The organism is Mycobacterium sp. (assembly GCF_965229265.1).
Classification (GTDB): Bacteria; Actinomycetota; Actinomycetes; order Mycobacteriales; family Mycobacteriaceae; genus Mycobacterium.
Map to the genome: position 1 here is coordinate 202,873 of NZ_CBDDIY010000010.1, position 12,532 is coordinate 215,404.

General features: G+C 68.3%; 13 protein-coding genes. 9 read left to right on the forward strand and 4 right to left on the reverse strand.

The window, feature by feature from the left end; genetic code table 11:
* The first annotated feature begins 18 nt into the window (after positions 1–18).
* The 4 genes from ADBZ9K_RS03155 (at position 19) to ADBZ9K_RS03170 (ending at position 4,175) form a co-directional block, all read left to right on the forward strand.
* A complete protein-coding gene (locus tag ADBZ9K_RS03155) occupies positions 19–2,250 on the forward strand; it encodes a xanthine dehydrogenase family protein molybdopterin-binding subunit (RefSeq protein ID WP_526618453.1) in 2,232 nt (743 codons plus the stop codon).
* A complete protein-coding gene (locus tag ADBZ9K_RS03160) occupies positions 2,250–2,789 on the forward strand; it encodes a (2Fe-2S)-binding protein (RefSeq protein ID WP_526618454.1) in 540 nt (179 codons plus the stop codon). Before ADBZ9K_RS03155 ends, ADBZ9K_RS03160 begins: the two co-directional genes overlap by 1 nt.
* Positions 2,786–3,787: an FAD binding domain-containing protein gene (locus ADBZ9K_RS03165; RefSeq protein ID WP_526618455.1), complete on the forward strand. Its 1,002-nt coding sequence runs from the start codon at positions 2,786–2,788 to the stop codon at positions 3,785–3,787. Before ADBZ9K_RS03160 ends, ADBZ9K_RS03165 begins: the two co-directional genes overlap by 4 nt.
* A gap of 64 nt (positions 3,788–3,851) precedes the next feature.
* The gene (locus ADBZ9K_RS03170) at positions 3,852–4,175 is read left to right on the forward strand and encodes a hypothetical protein (protein ID WP_526618456.1); all 324 of its coding nucleotides are present in this window, start codon (positions 3,852–3,854) and stop codon (positions 4,173–4,175) included.
* 24 nt (positions 4,176–4,199) lie between these two features.
* On the opposite strand, the gene ADBZ9K_RS03175 is transcribed toward ADBZ9K_RS03170, so the two are convergent.
* Both ADBZ9K_RS03175 and ADBZ9K_RS03180 read right to left on the reverse strand, forming a co-directional pair.
* Complete coding sequence (locus ADBZ9K_RS03175; protein ID WP_526618458.1) at positions 4,200–5,429, reverse strand: acyl-CoA dehydrogenase family protein; 1,230 nt, start codon at positions 5,427–5,429, stop codon at positions 4,200–4,202.
* A 12-nt stretch (positions 5,430–5,441) separates the two neighbouring features.
* Positions 5,442–6,470 (reverse strand): oxygenase MpaB family protein, encoded by a 1,029-nt coding sequence (locus ADBZ9K_RS03180; protein ID WP_526618459.1) that lies wholly within the window; start codon positions 6,468–6,470, stop codon positions 5,442–5,444.
* A 180-nt stretch (positions 6,471–6,650) separates the two neighbouring features.
* Between ADBZ9K_RS03180 and ADBZ9K_RS03185 the strand changes: the two genes are divergently transcribed.
* The gene (locus tag ADBZ9K_RS03185) at positions 6,651–7,553 is read left to right on the forward strand and encodes an adenylate/guanylate cyclase domain-containing protein (RefSeq protein ID WP_526618461.1); all 903 of its coding nucleotides are present in this window, start codon (positions 6,651–6,653) and stop codon (positions 7,551–7,553) included.
* Between the two features lie 9 nt (positions 7,554–7,562).
* Positions 7,563–8,363 carry a rhomboid-like protein gene (locus ADBZ9K_RS03190; protein ID WP_526618462.1) on the forward strand — a complete coding sequence of 267 codons (801 nt, stop codon included), beginning with the start codon at positions 7,563–7,565 and terminating at the stop codon, positions 8,361–8,363.
* On the opposite strand, the gene ADBZ9K_RS03195 is transcribed toward ADBZ9K_RS03190, so the two are convergent.
* A complete protein-coding gene (locus ADBZ9K_RS03195) occupies positions 8,332–8,904 on the reverse strand; it encodes an NAD(P)H-dependent oxidoreductase (protein WP_526618464.1) in 573 nt (190 codons plus the stop codon). The two genes, ADBZ9K_RS03190 and ADBZ9K_RS03195, sit on opposite strands and share 32 nt — an antisense overlap.
* A gap of 62 nt (positions 8,905–8,966) precedes the next feature.
* On the opposite strand from ADBZ9K_RS03195, the gene ADBZ9K_RS03200 reads away from it, so the two are divergent.
* Both ADBZ9K_RS03200 and ADBZ9K_RS03205 read left to right on the forward strand, forming a co-directional pair.
* On the forward strand, positions 8,967–9,335 hold the full coding sequence (locus ADBZ9K_RS03200; protein ID WP_526618465.1) for an ArsR/SmtB family transcription factor: 369 nt from the start codon (positions 8,967–8,969) through the stop codon (positions 9,333–9,335).
* On the forward strand, positions 9,335–10,261 hold the full coding sequence (locus ADBZ9K_RS03205; protein WP_526618466.1) for a cation diffusion facilitator family transporter: 927 nt from the start codon (positions 9,335–9,337) through the stop codon (positions 10,259–10,261). Before ADBZ9K_RS03200 ends, ADBZ9K_RS03205 begins: the two co-directional genes overlap by 1 nt.
* Here the strand turns inward: ADBZ9K_RS03205 and ADBZ9K_RS03210 are convergent.
* Complete coding sequence (locus ADBZ9K_RS03210; protein WP_526618467.1) at positions 10,258–10,935, reverse strand: hypothetical protein; 678 nt, start codon at positions 10,933–10,935, stop codon at positions 10,258–10,260. The two genes, ADBZ9K_RS03205 and ADBZ9K_RS03210, sit on opposite strands and share 4 nt — an antisense overlap.
* A gap of 76 nt (positions 10,936–11,011) precedes the next feature.
* Here ADBZ9K_RS03210 and ADBZ9K_RS03215 point away from each other — a divergent pair, with 76 nt between their 5' ends.
* On the forward strand, positions 11,012–12,532 hold the full coding sequence (locus ADBZ9K_RS03215; protein ID WP_526618468.1) for a carboxylesterase/lipase family protein: 1,521 nt from the start codon (positions 11,012–11,014) through the stop codon (positions 12,530–12,532).

Here is a 12,532-nt window from a genome sequence, read left to right on the forward strand (position 1 = left end):
GGGCGGCCGGTACCGCGGGTGGAGGGCCGCGATAAGGTCACCGGCCGGGCGCGCTACACCGCCGACACCGTGATCGACGACCTGACCTACGCTGTCGTGGTCCAGGCGCAGGTGCCCCATGGGGTGGTGACCGTCGAGTCGCTGCAGGCCAGTACCCGCTTGGCGAGCGCGGTCCCCGGGGTAATCCATGTCCTGACGCCCCTGAACTGCCCACCGCTGCAGCAGCTTCCGGTCGACATGACATTCGATCTGCCCATGGAGCGACGCCCGCCGTTGTCCGATCTGACCGTCCAGCACGTCGGGCAGCACATCGCGCTCGTCGTTGCCGACACACCGGAGAACGCCGTCCGGGCCGCGGAGCTGTTCGACCTGCGCTACGACATCCTGCCGGCCCAGCTCAGTGCCGAGGCCGTGCTGGCGGCGCCGCCGCCACAGCAGGACAAGGGCCAGCAGATCCGGCACGGCAGTTACCTCCCGGACCACTTCGTCAAGCTGGACGAGGAGAAGCTGCAGGACCACCGGGGCCCGCTCGAGGAGCCGCAGCAGCCCATCCGGGTCGACGTGAGGTACACCACTCCCCACAACGCGCACTATCCCATCGAGCTGTCGGCGACCATCGCCGCGTGGACGGGCCAGCGGCTCACCATCCACGACGCCACCCGCTGGATCACCGGGGAGCGTGCCGCGCTGGCCGCCTACCTCGGCATCGCCGAGGCCGACATCCGCGTGATTTCACCGCTGGTCGGTGGCGCCTTCGGGTCCAAGAGCTTCCTGTGGATGCACGTGGTGTTGTGCGCGGTCGCTGCGCGGGAGGTGGGCCGCCCGGTCAAGTTGGTACTGAGCCGCAGCCAGATGTTCTCCTCCACCGGACACCGGCCCCGAACCCGCCAGGACCTCACGCTGATCGCCGACGACGAGGGGAGGCTGGCCAGCATCGAGCACCACACCGTCACCGAAACCTCGACGGTCGCCCACTTCTGCGAGCCAGCCGGCCTGTCCACCCGCATGCTCTACCAGTCCCCGCGGCTGGTGGTGTCGCATCGCGTCGCGCGGATCAATGCGGCCACACCGTGTTTCATGCGTGGGCCGGGGGAGGCGCCGGGCCTATTCGCGCTGGAGTCGGCCGTCGACGAACTGGCCGTCGAACTGGGTCTGGATCCGTTGGAGCTGCGCATCCGCAACCACGCCGACATCGACCAGGCCAGCGGTCTGCCCTGGTCGGGCAAGCATCTGCTGGACTGCTACCAACGCGGCGCCCAACGGTTCGGGTGGGCGAAAAGGCCCGTCACGCCGCGGTCGCTGTCGGATCGCGGTGTGCAGATCGGCTGGGGCATGGCCACCGCAACGTACCCGGGCCGGCGGATGCCGGCGTCGTGCAGTGTGACCACCTGCGCCGACGGCTCGGCCCGATTCGCCTCGGCCACCCACGAAGTCGGCACCGGCGTGCGCACCGTCATGGGTCAGGTCGCGGCCGACGCCACCGGACTGCAATTGGCCAGAGTCACCTTCGATTCCGGTGATTCATCGTTTCCCGACGCGCCCTACAGCGGCGCCTCGCAGACCACCGCGACGGTCGGATCGGCGGTCTTCGCTGCCGCCTCACAGTGGCGGCGGCGACTGCTGGCACTTCTCAGCTCCGACTCGGCGGCACCGTTCTACGGTTGCGCCCCCGACGAACTCGGCGTTGTCGCAGGCGAGGTGGTGAGCGCGAATCGCCGCGCCACCGTCGCCGACCTGATCCGCCGCGGCGGGCAGCGCTACCTGGACGAGTTGACCTTCACATTGTCGGTCGACGGCGGCGACCAGCACCGCACCGCGTCACAGTCGTTCGGCGCGCACTTCTGCGAGGTCGAGGTCGACGAGGAGATCGGCCGGGCGTCGGTGACCCGCTGGGTCTCGGTCATCGACTGCGGCCGGGTGCTCAACCCGGACCTGGCGCGCAATCAGGTCATGGGGGGCATCACCTTCGGCGTCGGCATGGCCCTGCTGGAGCAGGTGCCCTACGACCCCCGCAGTGCGCAGCTGATCGGGGAGTACTACGTCCCCACCCACGCCGACCGTCCCGACTTCGACATCACGTTCATCGACGAGCCCGATTTCGACCTCGACCCGATCGGCGTCCGCGGGGTCGGTGAGATCGGCGCGTGCGGGGTCGCGGCCGCGGTCGCCAACGCGGTGTTCCACGCCACCGGCCGCAGGCTGCGAGACCTGCCGATCACCATCGAGCAACTGATGAACCCGGAGGACTGATGGACCCCCAGCACGACATCACGTTGCGGGTCAACGAAACCACCCACCGGCTTGCCGTCGACGTCCGGACCACCCTGCTCGATCTCCTGCGGGAACGAATCGGGTTGACGGGGACCAAGAAAGGCTGCGACCACGGGTTGTGCGGTGCATGTACGGTCGCCCTCGATGGTGAACGGATCCTCAGCTGCCTGACCCTGGCCGTATCGGTCGACGGCGCCGCCGTGACGACCATCGAAGGACTCGCCGACGGTGAGGACCTCGACCCCGTGCAGAGTGCCTTCCTGGACCACGACGCGTTCCAGTGCGGCTACTGCACACCCGGCCAGATTTCGTCCGCACACGCGATGCTGCGCGAGCACTCCCGCGGCGACCTGTCCGCGGCGTCCTTCGACGGTGACCGCCGCGCGGTGCGCGACGGGTGCCCCGCGCTGACCGAGGCTGAGATCCGGGAACGCATGGCCGGCAACATCTGCCGCTGCGGCGCCTACTCCAACATCGCCGACGCCATCGCCGCAGCCGCGAAAGCGTCGGCGCGGTGAAGACATTCGGCTTCCAGCACGCGGGTTCGGTGGACGACGCCATCCGATCGGTCGTCGACACCGGCGGCGCCTACCTGGCCGGCGGCACCAACCTGGTCGATCTGATGAAAAACGGTGTCGCCCAACCGCCGGCGCTGATCGGCATCGGGCGGCTCGGGCTCACATCGGTGAGCACCACCGCCTCGGGCGGTGTGCATATCGGTGCGGGCGTCACCAACAGCGCAGTGGCCAACCATCCGTTGATCCGTACCCAATACCCCGTCCTCTCGCAGGCCATCCTCAGCGGCGCCACCACCCAGCTGCGCAACATGGCCACCGTCGGCGGCAACCTGATGCAGCGAACCCGGTGCCCGTACTTCATGCAGACCGAATTCGCGCACTGCAACAAGCGCGCCCCCGGGTCGGGATGCGCCGCGGTCGACGGGTTCAACCGCGAGCACGCGATCTTCGGTGCCAGCGAGCAGTGCGTGGCCATCAACCCCTCCGACATGGCAGTGGCCCTGGCGATACTCGACGCCGTCGTCCACGTCCAGGGTCCCAGCGGCCGTCGGAGGATTCCCATTGCCGAGTTCTTCGCGCTGCCCGGCGACACCGCGCACGTCGACAACAGCCTGCTGCCGGCCGAGCTGATTGTCGGTGTCGAACTTCCGCCGTCGCCGTACGCGGATTGCTCGTGGTACCTCAAGCTGCGGGACCGGCACAGCTACGCCTTCGCGTTGGTGTCGGTGGCGGTCGGACTCGCGGTGACCGACGGGGTGATCGTCTCGGCGGCCGTCGCATTCGGTGGGGTCGCACCTCGCCCGTGGCGGGTCCCGGCCGCCGAGGCGGTGTTAGTCGGCGAGCGGCCTGAGGATCCGGTCTTGCGGGCGGCTGCGCAGCAAGCGATGTCGGGTGCTCGCCCGCTGAGCCAGAACTCCTTCAAAGTCCAGTTAGGGCGCAGCGCCGCACACCGTGCGCTGGTCCGTGCGCTGGCCGTCGGCAGCTCTGGGGACAACTAGGGTTGGTGCCCGCCTTCGAGCGACAACACCAGCCGGTGTCGGTGGGTTGTGCGACGTTATCGGCATGAGTAATGCGCTGGTGCTGCGGGGAATTGAACTCCGCTATGTGTTGACCCGCTACCTACAACTGAACGGCCCCAACACCGTCGCCGGGCTGATCGCGGCGCTCGCCGAATGGGGGTTCGTGGTCCCCGGCAGGCCATCGAAGGCGGTGTCGGATGCCCTCCGCTGGGAGAGGAGCCGGGACCGAGTGCGTCGTCTCGGTCGCGGGCACTATGCGGCGACCCGTGGTATCCCACGGGGAACCGAACACCGGATAGACCAGCGCGTGCTCGCCCTGCGGGCCCGAGCACTCGTGATGTCGCTCGAAGGCGGGCACCACACCTAGTGGACGGGGACAGCTCCCCGGGTCTCACCCGCTGAGCAACCCCTTCGCGACGTGGGTGATCTGCACCTCGTTACTGCCGGCGTAGATCATCAGCGACTTCGCGTCGCGGGCAAGCTGTTCCACGCGGTACTCGGTCATGTAGCCGTTGCCGCCGAACAGCTGGACGGCCTCCATGGCGACGTCGGTGGCCGCCTGCGAGCAGTAGTACTTGATCGCCGACGCTTCGGCCAGCGAGATCGGTGTACCGGTCTGCCCGCACTCGATCACCCGAAACAGCATGTTGCGCACATTCATCCGGGCTACCTCCATATTGGCCAGCTTGAGCTGGATCAACTGGAACTGGCCGATCTCCTTGCCCCACAGCGTGCGCTGCCTGGCGTAGTCCACACACAACCGCAGGCACTCCTCGATCACTCCGAGTGCCATGGACGCCACGCCGATCCGCTCCGCGGCGAAGTTCGATCGGGCGCTGTCCCGGCCGTCGCCCGCGGAGCTGTCCTCGGTCTCGCCCAGCAGTCGATCCCGTCCTAGCCGCACATTGTTGAAGAACAGCTCACCGGTGCGTGAACTGTGAATCCCCATCTTGCGGAACGGTTTGGCCTGGACGAAGCCCTCCATACCGCGATCCAGTACGAAGGTGAGCACCTTGCGGTCACGTTTGTCGACCGAGGCATCACCCTCGTCCAGCTTGGCGTAGACCACGACGACATCGGCGTCGGGCCCGTTGGTGATGAACGTCTTCTGCCCGTTGAGGATGTAGTCGTCACCGTCTCGCACCACGTAGGACTTCATCCCGCCGAAGGCATCAGAGCCCGAATCCGGTTCGGTGATGGCCCAGGCACCGATCTTGTCGTAGGTGACCAGACCGGGCAGCCAGCGTTCCTGCTGGGCCAGGGTGCCGCGGCTCTGGATGGTGGGCACCGTCAGCCCGAGGCTGACCCCCATCCCGGTGACCAGCCCCATGCTGACCCGGCACAGCTCACTGATCACCACGAAGCCCATGCCGCCCTGGCCGCCGCCGAACATGCCGCCGCCGGACTTGGCGTCCCCGCCGTCCCGCATCCTGGCCAGCCGCTTGGTCAGCGACTCCCGTGCCATTTCATCGATGCCGAAGGTGGCGAACAACTTCCGGACGATGGGGTAGGGCTCCATATCGCCGCTCTCCAGCGCGTCGATATGAGGGCGCACCTCTTTGTCGACAAATTCGCGGACGGCATCGCGGACAGCAAGGTCGACGTCGGACCATTCGATCATGGATTCTCCGGTTCAGGCGGCGGCGGAACGTCCTCGGGCGGGCCGCAGACCGGCAAGTGAGAACGTCGTGTGGACCAGTGAGCCCGCCCGTGCGACGAGGCTCTTGTGTCGAGGGACATAGTGCATGGGCAGCCCGCGGCGGTCTTTGGGGGGTGCCGTGAAACCGGGCGCCTCGACCAACGGCGCATCGGCAGGTATCCGCCCCGACGCCCGCCGGTAGGCCGACAACGCCCGCGGATGCAGCCGGATCTCGTCGGGCACCGCCCAGAACGCCATCTCGACCGCCTTGCCGAACAGCCGGAGCAACGCCTCGTCGCCGGGCGTCCAGCGCATCCCGGCCTTTTCCCGTACCGCCGGGTCGAACAACCCGGCAGCGATCCAGCGTTGTCCGGCCACCATCGGCTTGAACAACTGATCCCACACCGGGGTCGGCATGAGGACGAACTTGGGCTTGGGGATCCGGATGTCGAAGATCTCCAGCGTCGCCCTGTTGATCTCCAACTCGTCGCGGCATACCCGATCCCAGTAGTCGCAGAAGTCCTCCCACGTTTTGGGCACCGGCCGCATGCTCATCCCGTACATGCGGTACCACTGCACGTGTTCGTCGAACAGCTGTCGCTTTTCGGCTTCGGTCAGCCCGCCGCAGAAGTACTCGGCCACCTTCAGGATCAGCATGAAGAACGTCGCGTGCGCCCAGTAGAACGTCTCGGGGTCTAGCGCGTGATAACGCCGGCCGGCGCTATCGACCCCCTTGATCCCGCGGTGGAAGCCCTTGATCTGCTCGCCGGTGTCCCGGGCCCGCTCGCCGTCGTAGACCACGCCCATGATGGGGTACACCGACCGAGCGACCCGCTGCAGCGGTTCGCGCAACAAGATCGAATGGTCCTCGACGCCCGCGCCGAGCTGGGGGTACATGTTCTGCAGCGACCCGATCCACACCCCGAGCATCCCGGTGCGCAGGTCGCCGAAGTACTTCCACGTCAGGGAGTCCGGCCCGAGCGGGGTCGGCTCGGCCGATCGCCCGGTCGTCGTTGACCTCATCGTCACCTCGGTTCTGCGCGGCAGCGCACAGTCGGCCAGTGATGTGCCACCACGATAGGGCTGACAACGAGCGTTGTCTATGTCGGCGACGAAGCTGTGACCACTCGTTTGGCGAAGCGATACGTTGCCCGCGTCACACCAGGTTGGCTCGCCCGAAAGGGGTTCCCTAGGCTGGCTCGTGTGGACGTCGAGCCGATCGGCGATCAACCCGTTTCCCCTGTTGACGTCAACCATCATCTGACCCGGTCCGGGCGCGGGCCCGCCGTGTGGTGGCATAACGTCAATCACAATCCGGGCATCATCGCCCTGGTCCGTCGTGCTCGCCGGGTGCTGCCCGGGGACCCCGACTTCGGTGACCCGTTGTCGGCGGCCGGTGATGGCGGTGCCCGCGCTGCCGCGCGCGCTGCCGACCGGCTGCTGCGCGACCGGGAAGCGGCGACCCGCGAGGTGAGCCTGGCCACGTTGCAGTTGTGGCAGGCACTGACCGAGCGGGTTTCCGGACGGCCGGCGAACCCGGAGGTAACACTGGTCTTCACCGACCTGGTCGGCTTCTCCGACTGGTCCCTGCAGGCCGGTGACGACGCCACGCTGCGGCTGTTGCGCCGGGTGGCCCAAGTCGTCGAGCCGCCGTTGCTCGACGCGGGCGGCCACATCGTCAAACGCATGGGGGACGGCATGATGGCCGTCTTCGGCGATCCCGCCACCGCGGTGCGCGCCACGATGGCCGCCCGCGATGCGGTGCGCACCGTCGAGGTCGCCGGTTACACGCCGCGAATGCGCGCCGGCATCCACACCGGCCATCCGCAACGGATCGGCTCGGACTGGCTGGGCGTGGACGTCAACATCGCCGCCCGCGTGATGGAGCGGGCCACCCGCGGGGGGCTCATGGTCTCGGAGAAGACGCTCGAACTGATCGAACCCGCGGAACTGGAGGCGCTGGGAGTGACGATCAAGCGGGTCCGGCGCCAGGTCTTCGCCCCTCGCGTGAGCGGCGTGCCGACCGATCTGGCGATGTACCGGCTGCGAACCCGCAGGGATCTGCCAGCTGAGGACGAGGCAGATGACCTCGATGCACAGGCATAGTGGAAGGTGATGGTGTCGTCATTGTTGTCGCGGTTGGTCCGCGTTCGGGTCACGGTGGGCTACACCGCCGCATTGCTGGCGGTGGCGGCCGCGCTGGTGGCGCTCGGTCCGCACATCCGCGACCAGGTCATCCGGCACGCGAGTACCAATCTCCACAATCTCGGTGAGGGTCGCCTCGGCACCCTGATCGGCAGTGCCTTCGTCACCGAGACCGGACCTATCTACGTCTGGTTGCCGGGACTGGTGGCCCTGCTGGCCCTGGCTGAACTGCTGTGGCGCAGCCGGCGCCTGGTGGTGGCGTTCGTGGTCGGTCACATCGGCGCGACTCTGCTGGTGGCGGCCGGGTTGGCCGCCGCGCTGGCCGCCGGGTTGACATCCTGGTCGATCGTCAACGTCACCGACGTCGGGATGAGCTATGGCGCCGTGGGTGTCCTCGGCACACTCACCGCGGCGATACCGCGGCCCTGGCGGCCCGCCTGGACCGGGTGGTGGCTGGGGGTGGCGGTCGCGTCGGCGGCGGTCACCATCGGCGACTTCACCAATGTCGGACATGCCACAGCGCTGGTACTGGGCATGGCTGTCGGCACCCGATTCGGCCACCCGGCGCACTGGACGACCGCGCGGTACGGCCTGCTGGCGGTGGCGGTGGCGTTCGGCTACATGATCATGGCCAACACGCCGTTGGCCATTGCCGTGACGGCGGGCTCCGGCGCGATCCTCGCGGTGCTCGTCGATCGCGCAGCGGCGTTGCGTAACCGACACCGGCTGGCTCGACCGATCACCGCGTCGCCGCGGCGCGTCGCCTCCTGAAGCCGTCTGCGCCTGGATCACGATCGAGGCCCGCGTACTGCTCGGCCGCTTGGGCCAACTCCGCGTCGGAAAGATCCCGAACACCGTGGAGCACAAAGGGTTCGGCGAACTCCATGCCGAGTCGCCGAGCGGTTGCCTGCATGGGTGCCAACAGCGCCGCATACTCGAACCCGTGCAGTTGCCCGGGCTGGTAGCCGTCCGTCGTGCCGCCGGTCGTCGTGGCGATCCGCAGGGTTTTTCCGGCCAGCGCTCCGGGCCGCCCGGGGTGGTATGCCCACCCCGGTGTCAGGACCCGGTCGAGCCAGCTCTTCATCGGCGCGGGCACTGAGTACCAGTAGGTCGGATACTGCAGCACAACGTGGTCGGCACGCTCCAACGCCGTCTGCTCGGCGGCGATGTCGATGGCACCGTCTGGGTACAGCGTTGTGAGATCACGGATTTCGGTGTCGGGACGCGCCGACATGGCGCGCAGCAGCGCGGCGTTCGCGCGGGACGCGGGCCCGCGCGGGTTGGCATAGACCACCAGGGTGTGTTCGCTCACCACAGCCGAAACTGGGTGGAAGGTGGTTTTGTTCCGCCACGTTCGATCGCTACTATCTGCGTATGAATGCAGATACGCATGATCGGCTCGCCGACGATCACGCGGACCTGGTCGTCGAGGTCTTCCGCATGCTGGCCGACGCCACGCGCGTCCAGCTGCTGTGGCTGCTCATCGACGGCGAGCTCAGTGTCAACGACCTCGCCGAGCGCGTCGGCAAGCCACCGCCGTCGGTGTCCCAGCACCTGGCCAAGCTGCGGATGGCCCGGCTGGTGCGCACCCGGCGCGAAGGAACCCAGGTGTTCTACCGCCTGGAGAACGACCACGTCCGCCAACTCGTCGCCGATGCCGTGTTCAACGCCGAACACGCCGCGGGCGGGATACCCCCGCACCACCGGGGCGTCCGGGAGCTGCCCAGCCGGGGGAGTGCCTGATGGGCCACGCCGCTGACCATGGACACACCCACGATCACGCTGGCCGGGTCGACGACGCAATGCGCGACAGCGCCGCCGGGATACGTGCCGTCAAGGTCAGCCTGGCCGCACTCGGCGTCACCGCACTCCTCCAGGTGGCCATCGTCGTCGCATCGGGATCTGTTGCGCTGCTGTCCGATACGATCCACAACTTCTCCGACGCGCTGACCGCCATCCCGCTGTGGATCGCCTTCTCCCTGAGCCGGCGGACCGCCACGCGCCGCTACACCTACGGCCTGGGCCGCGCCGAGGATCTCGCCGGGCTGTTCGTCGTCGCCGTCATTGCGATATCGGCCGTCGTTGCGGCGGCCGAGGCGATCGACCGGCTGATCCGTCCGGTCCCGGTGTCACATCTGGGTTGGGTGGCGGTGGCCGGGATCGTCGGATTCGTCGGCAACGAGTTGGTCGCCCTGTACCGGATCCGGGTCGGCAGGCGGATCGGGTCCGCAGCGCTGCACGCCGACGGAATGCACGCTCGTGCAGATGGTTTGACGTCGCTGGCAGTCGTCCTCGGCGCGATCGGGGTGGCGCTCGGGTTCCCGGCGGCCGACCCGGTCATCGGCCTGCTGATCGCGGCGGCAATCCTTGTCGTGATGGTCGTTGCGGCCCGGGAGGTTTTCGCGCGGCTCCTCGACAGTGTGGACCCCGCCCTCGTCGACACCGCCTACCACACCCTGGAGGATCACCCCGGAGTGCTTGGTGTCCAACGGGTTCGGATGCGTTGGGTCGGTCTGCGCCTGGACGCTGACATCGAGCTCGATGTCGACCCGCAGCTGACTCTGCGCCAGGCACACGAGCTGGCCCACGACGCCGAGCACGCGTTGACCCATGCCATCCCGAAGCTGGACACCGCGGTCGTGCACGCCTACCCGGCACACGCGCACTAACAGACGAACTGGATACCGATTCCGGCCGGCGGGGTGACCTGGCGGGCGCAGGCGTATGCGTCGACGCCTTCGGCGCTGAGCCGGATCGCCGACCGGTGTGCGTAGTTCACACAGAACAGCGCACCGGCGTCGGTGCGGCACCGGTAGTCGGCGAAGGACAGCGAGCTGTCGACGGGAAGTTCGCGACCCTGTCCGGCGGCGAACCGGCCCGGATCGCCGTGCGCCGAGCCGACCTGGACGGCGGCACCGTCGAAATCGACCCAGCCGCCCTTCCACTGGCCGTAGACATCCGGTGGCCGCGGGGGCGGGTCGGTCAGGTCCACCAGGCAGGCCAGGGCCGGCGAACCGTGCTTGGCGTCGGTCATGCACGTCGTGCCGGCCGGCGTGGTGAAGGCGATGTCGTCACCCAGTTCGGTGGTGACGCCGCCGCGAAGTGCGATGTGGTACTGGGCCGCATCGATCGGCGGGCCGGCCTCGATCCAGGCGATCACCTCGGCTATCGGCACCCCGGCGGGGGGCGCGGGAGATGAGGAGGCGCTCGAGGTAACCGACGGCGACGTCGACGTGGGTGACGGGGTGATCGGTGTCAGCTGTGTCTGGCCTGCCTGACCGTCGGTCGCACTCGAACATCCCGCGACCAGCAGGGACGCGGCGAGTAACCCGGCGATCCGCATCCCGACAGGCTAGCGGTCTTCGGCCGAAGGGGCCGTCAGGCACGTCGAGTCTCGAGATGTTCGCTACCGTCGAGTGATGCACGAACACACCGTCCGCGCCACCACCACCAGCGGCGTCGTCGAGGGGTTCAGTCGCGACGACGTGAACAGGTGGCGTTCGATTCCCTATGCCCGGCCGCCGGTCGGTGCGCTGCGCTTCCGCGCCCCCCAGCCGGCGCAGCCGTGGCGCGGGGTGCGGTATTGCCACGGCTTCGCCAACTGCGCGCCCCAGCAGCGCCGCTACACGATGCTGGGCGTGGGCAGGTACCAGCCGATGGGGGAGGACTGCCTGACGCTCAATGTCGTCACCCCGCAGTGGTCGGGTTCCGAGCCGGACCAGGGCCCACTGCCGGTGATGTTTTTCATCCACGGCGGCGGTTACATCATGGGCAGCTCGGCGACTCCGCTCTACGACGGCGCCGCCCTGGCCCGCCGCGGCTGTGTCTACGTATCGGTGAACTATCGCCTCGGCGCGCTCGGGTGCCTGGATCTGTCCGCGCTGTCAACGCCGGACACTCCGATCGACAGCAACCTGTTCCTGCGTGACCTCGTCCTGTCGCTGCGCTGGGTGCAGGACAACATCGCGGCCTTCGGTGGCGACCCCGGTAACGTGACGATTTTCGGCGAAAGCGCCGGTGCGCATGCCGTCGCCACTCTGCTCGCCGTCCCCGAGGCCAAAGGCCTTTTTGCTCAAGCGATTTCAGAGAGCCCGGCATCGGGGTTGGTCAGCACGGGTGACACCGCGGCGGCGATCGCCGGTAAGTTCGCCGCGGCACTGGGGGCCGACGGGCCGGACGCGGCGGCCACCCTGATGCGGGCCCGCCCCTACGATCTGGTCAAGACGCTCGATGTGCTGCTCGAACAAAGCCTGCACGAGATGGACGGTGCGTTCGCGGTGGGGCCCACCCACGGCGACGACATCCTGCCGCTGGACCCGATCGAGGCGATGCGCAGCGGCCAGGCGCACCCAGTCCCGCTGATCGTCGGCACCAATGCCGACGAGGGCAAGCTGTTCACCCGGTTCATGAAGCTGCTCCCGACCACCGAGCACGCCATCGAGCGACTGCTGGCTTTCGCCGAGCCCGAGACGCGCGAACGGATCACCGCGGCCTATCCGGGGTACCCGCACCCGGAGGCATGCGTCCAACTGGGCGGCGATTTCGCCTTCGGCACCGCGGCCTGGCAGATCGCCGAGGCGCACGGCGCCCACGCACCCACCTACATGTATCGCTACGACTACGCTCCCCGCACGCTGCACTGGTCGGGCCTGGGTGCCACCCACGCGATGGAACTGCTCGCGGTGTTCGACATCTATCGAACGCGGTTCGGTACGGCGCTGACGGCCGGGATCGACCGGCGGTCGGCGTTGAAGGTCAGCCGTGAGGTGCAGACCCGCTGGCGCAGTTTCAGCCTGACGGGCGTGCCGGGGGAGGGCTGGCCGGCCTACACCGATCCCGAACGCCCGGTGCTCGTGTTCGACCGCAACACCCGCATCGAACACGACCCGCACCCACATCGCCGGATGGCGTGGGAGGGGTTCTCGCTGGCCAGCCGCTAG

Coding starts and splice junctions, on each gene's coding strand:
- ADBZ9K_RS03170 (WP_526618456.1), top strand. CDS start 3,852: ATGAGTAATGCGCTGGTGCTGCGGGGAATTGAACTCCGCTATGTGTTG.
- ADBZ9K_RS03200 (WP_526618465.1), top strand. CDS start 8,967: ATGAATGCAGATACGCATGATCGGCTCGCCGACGATCACGCGGACCTG.
- ADBZ9K_RS03175 (WP_526618458.1), bottom strand. CDS start 5,429: ATGATCGAATGGTCCGACGTCGACCTTGCTGTCCGCGATGCCGTCCGC.
- ADBZ9K_RS03215 (WP_526618468.1), top strand. CDS start 11,012: ATGCACGAACACACCGTCCGCGCCACCACCACCAGCGGCGTCGTCGAG.
- ADBZ9K_RS03210 (WP_526618467.1), bottom strand. CDS start 10,935: ATGCGGATCGCCGGGTTACTCGCCGCGTCCCTGCTGGTCGCGGGATGT.
- ADBZ9K_RS03190 (WP_526618462.1), top strand. CDS start 7,563: ATGGTGTCGTCATTGTTGTCGCGGTTGGTCCGCGTTCGGGTCACGGTG.
- ADBZ9K_RS03180 (WP_526618459.1), bottom strand. CDS start 6,470: ATGAGGTCAACGACGACCGGGCGATCGGCCGAGCCGACCCCGCTCGGG.
- ADBZ9K_RS03160 (WP_526618454.1), top strand. CDS start 2,250: ATGGACCCCCAGCACGACATCACGTTGCGGGTCAACGAAACCACCCAC.
- ADBZ9K_RS03205 (WP_526618466.1), top strand. CDS start 9,335: ATGGGCCACGCCGCTGACCATGGACACACCCACGATCACGCTGGCCGG.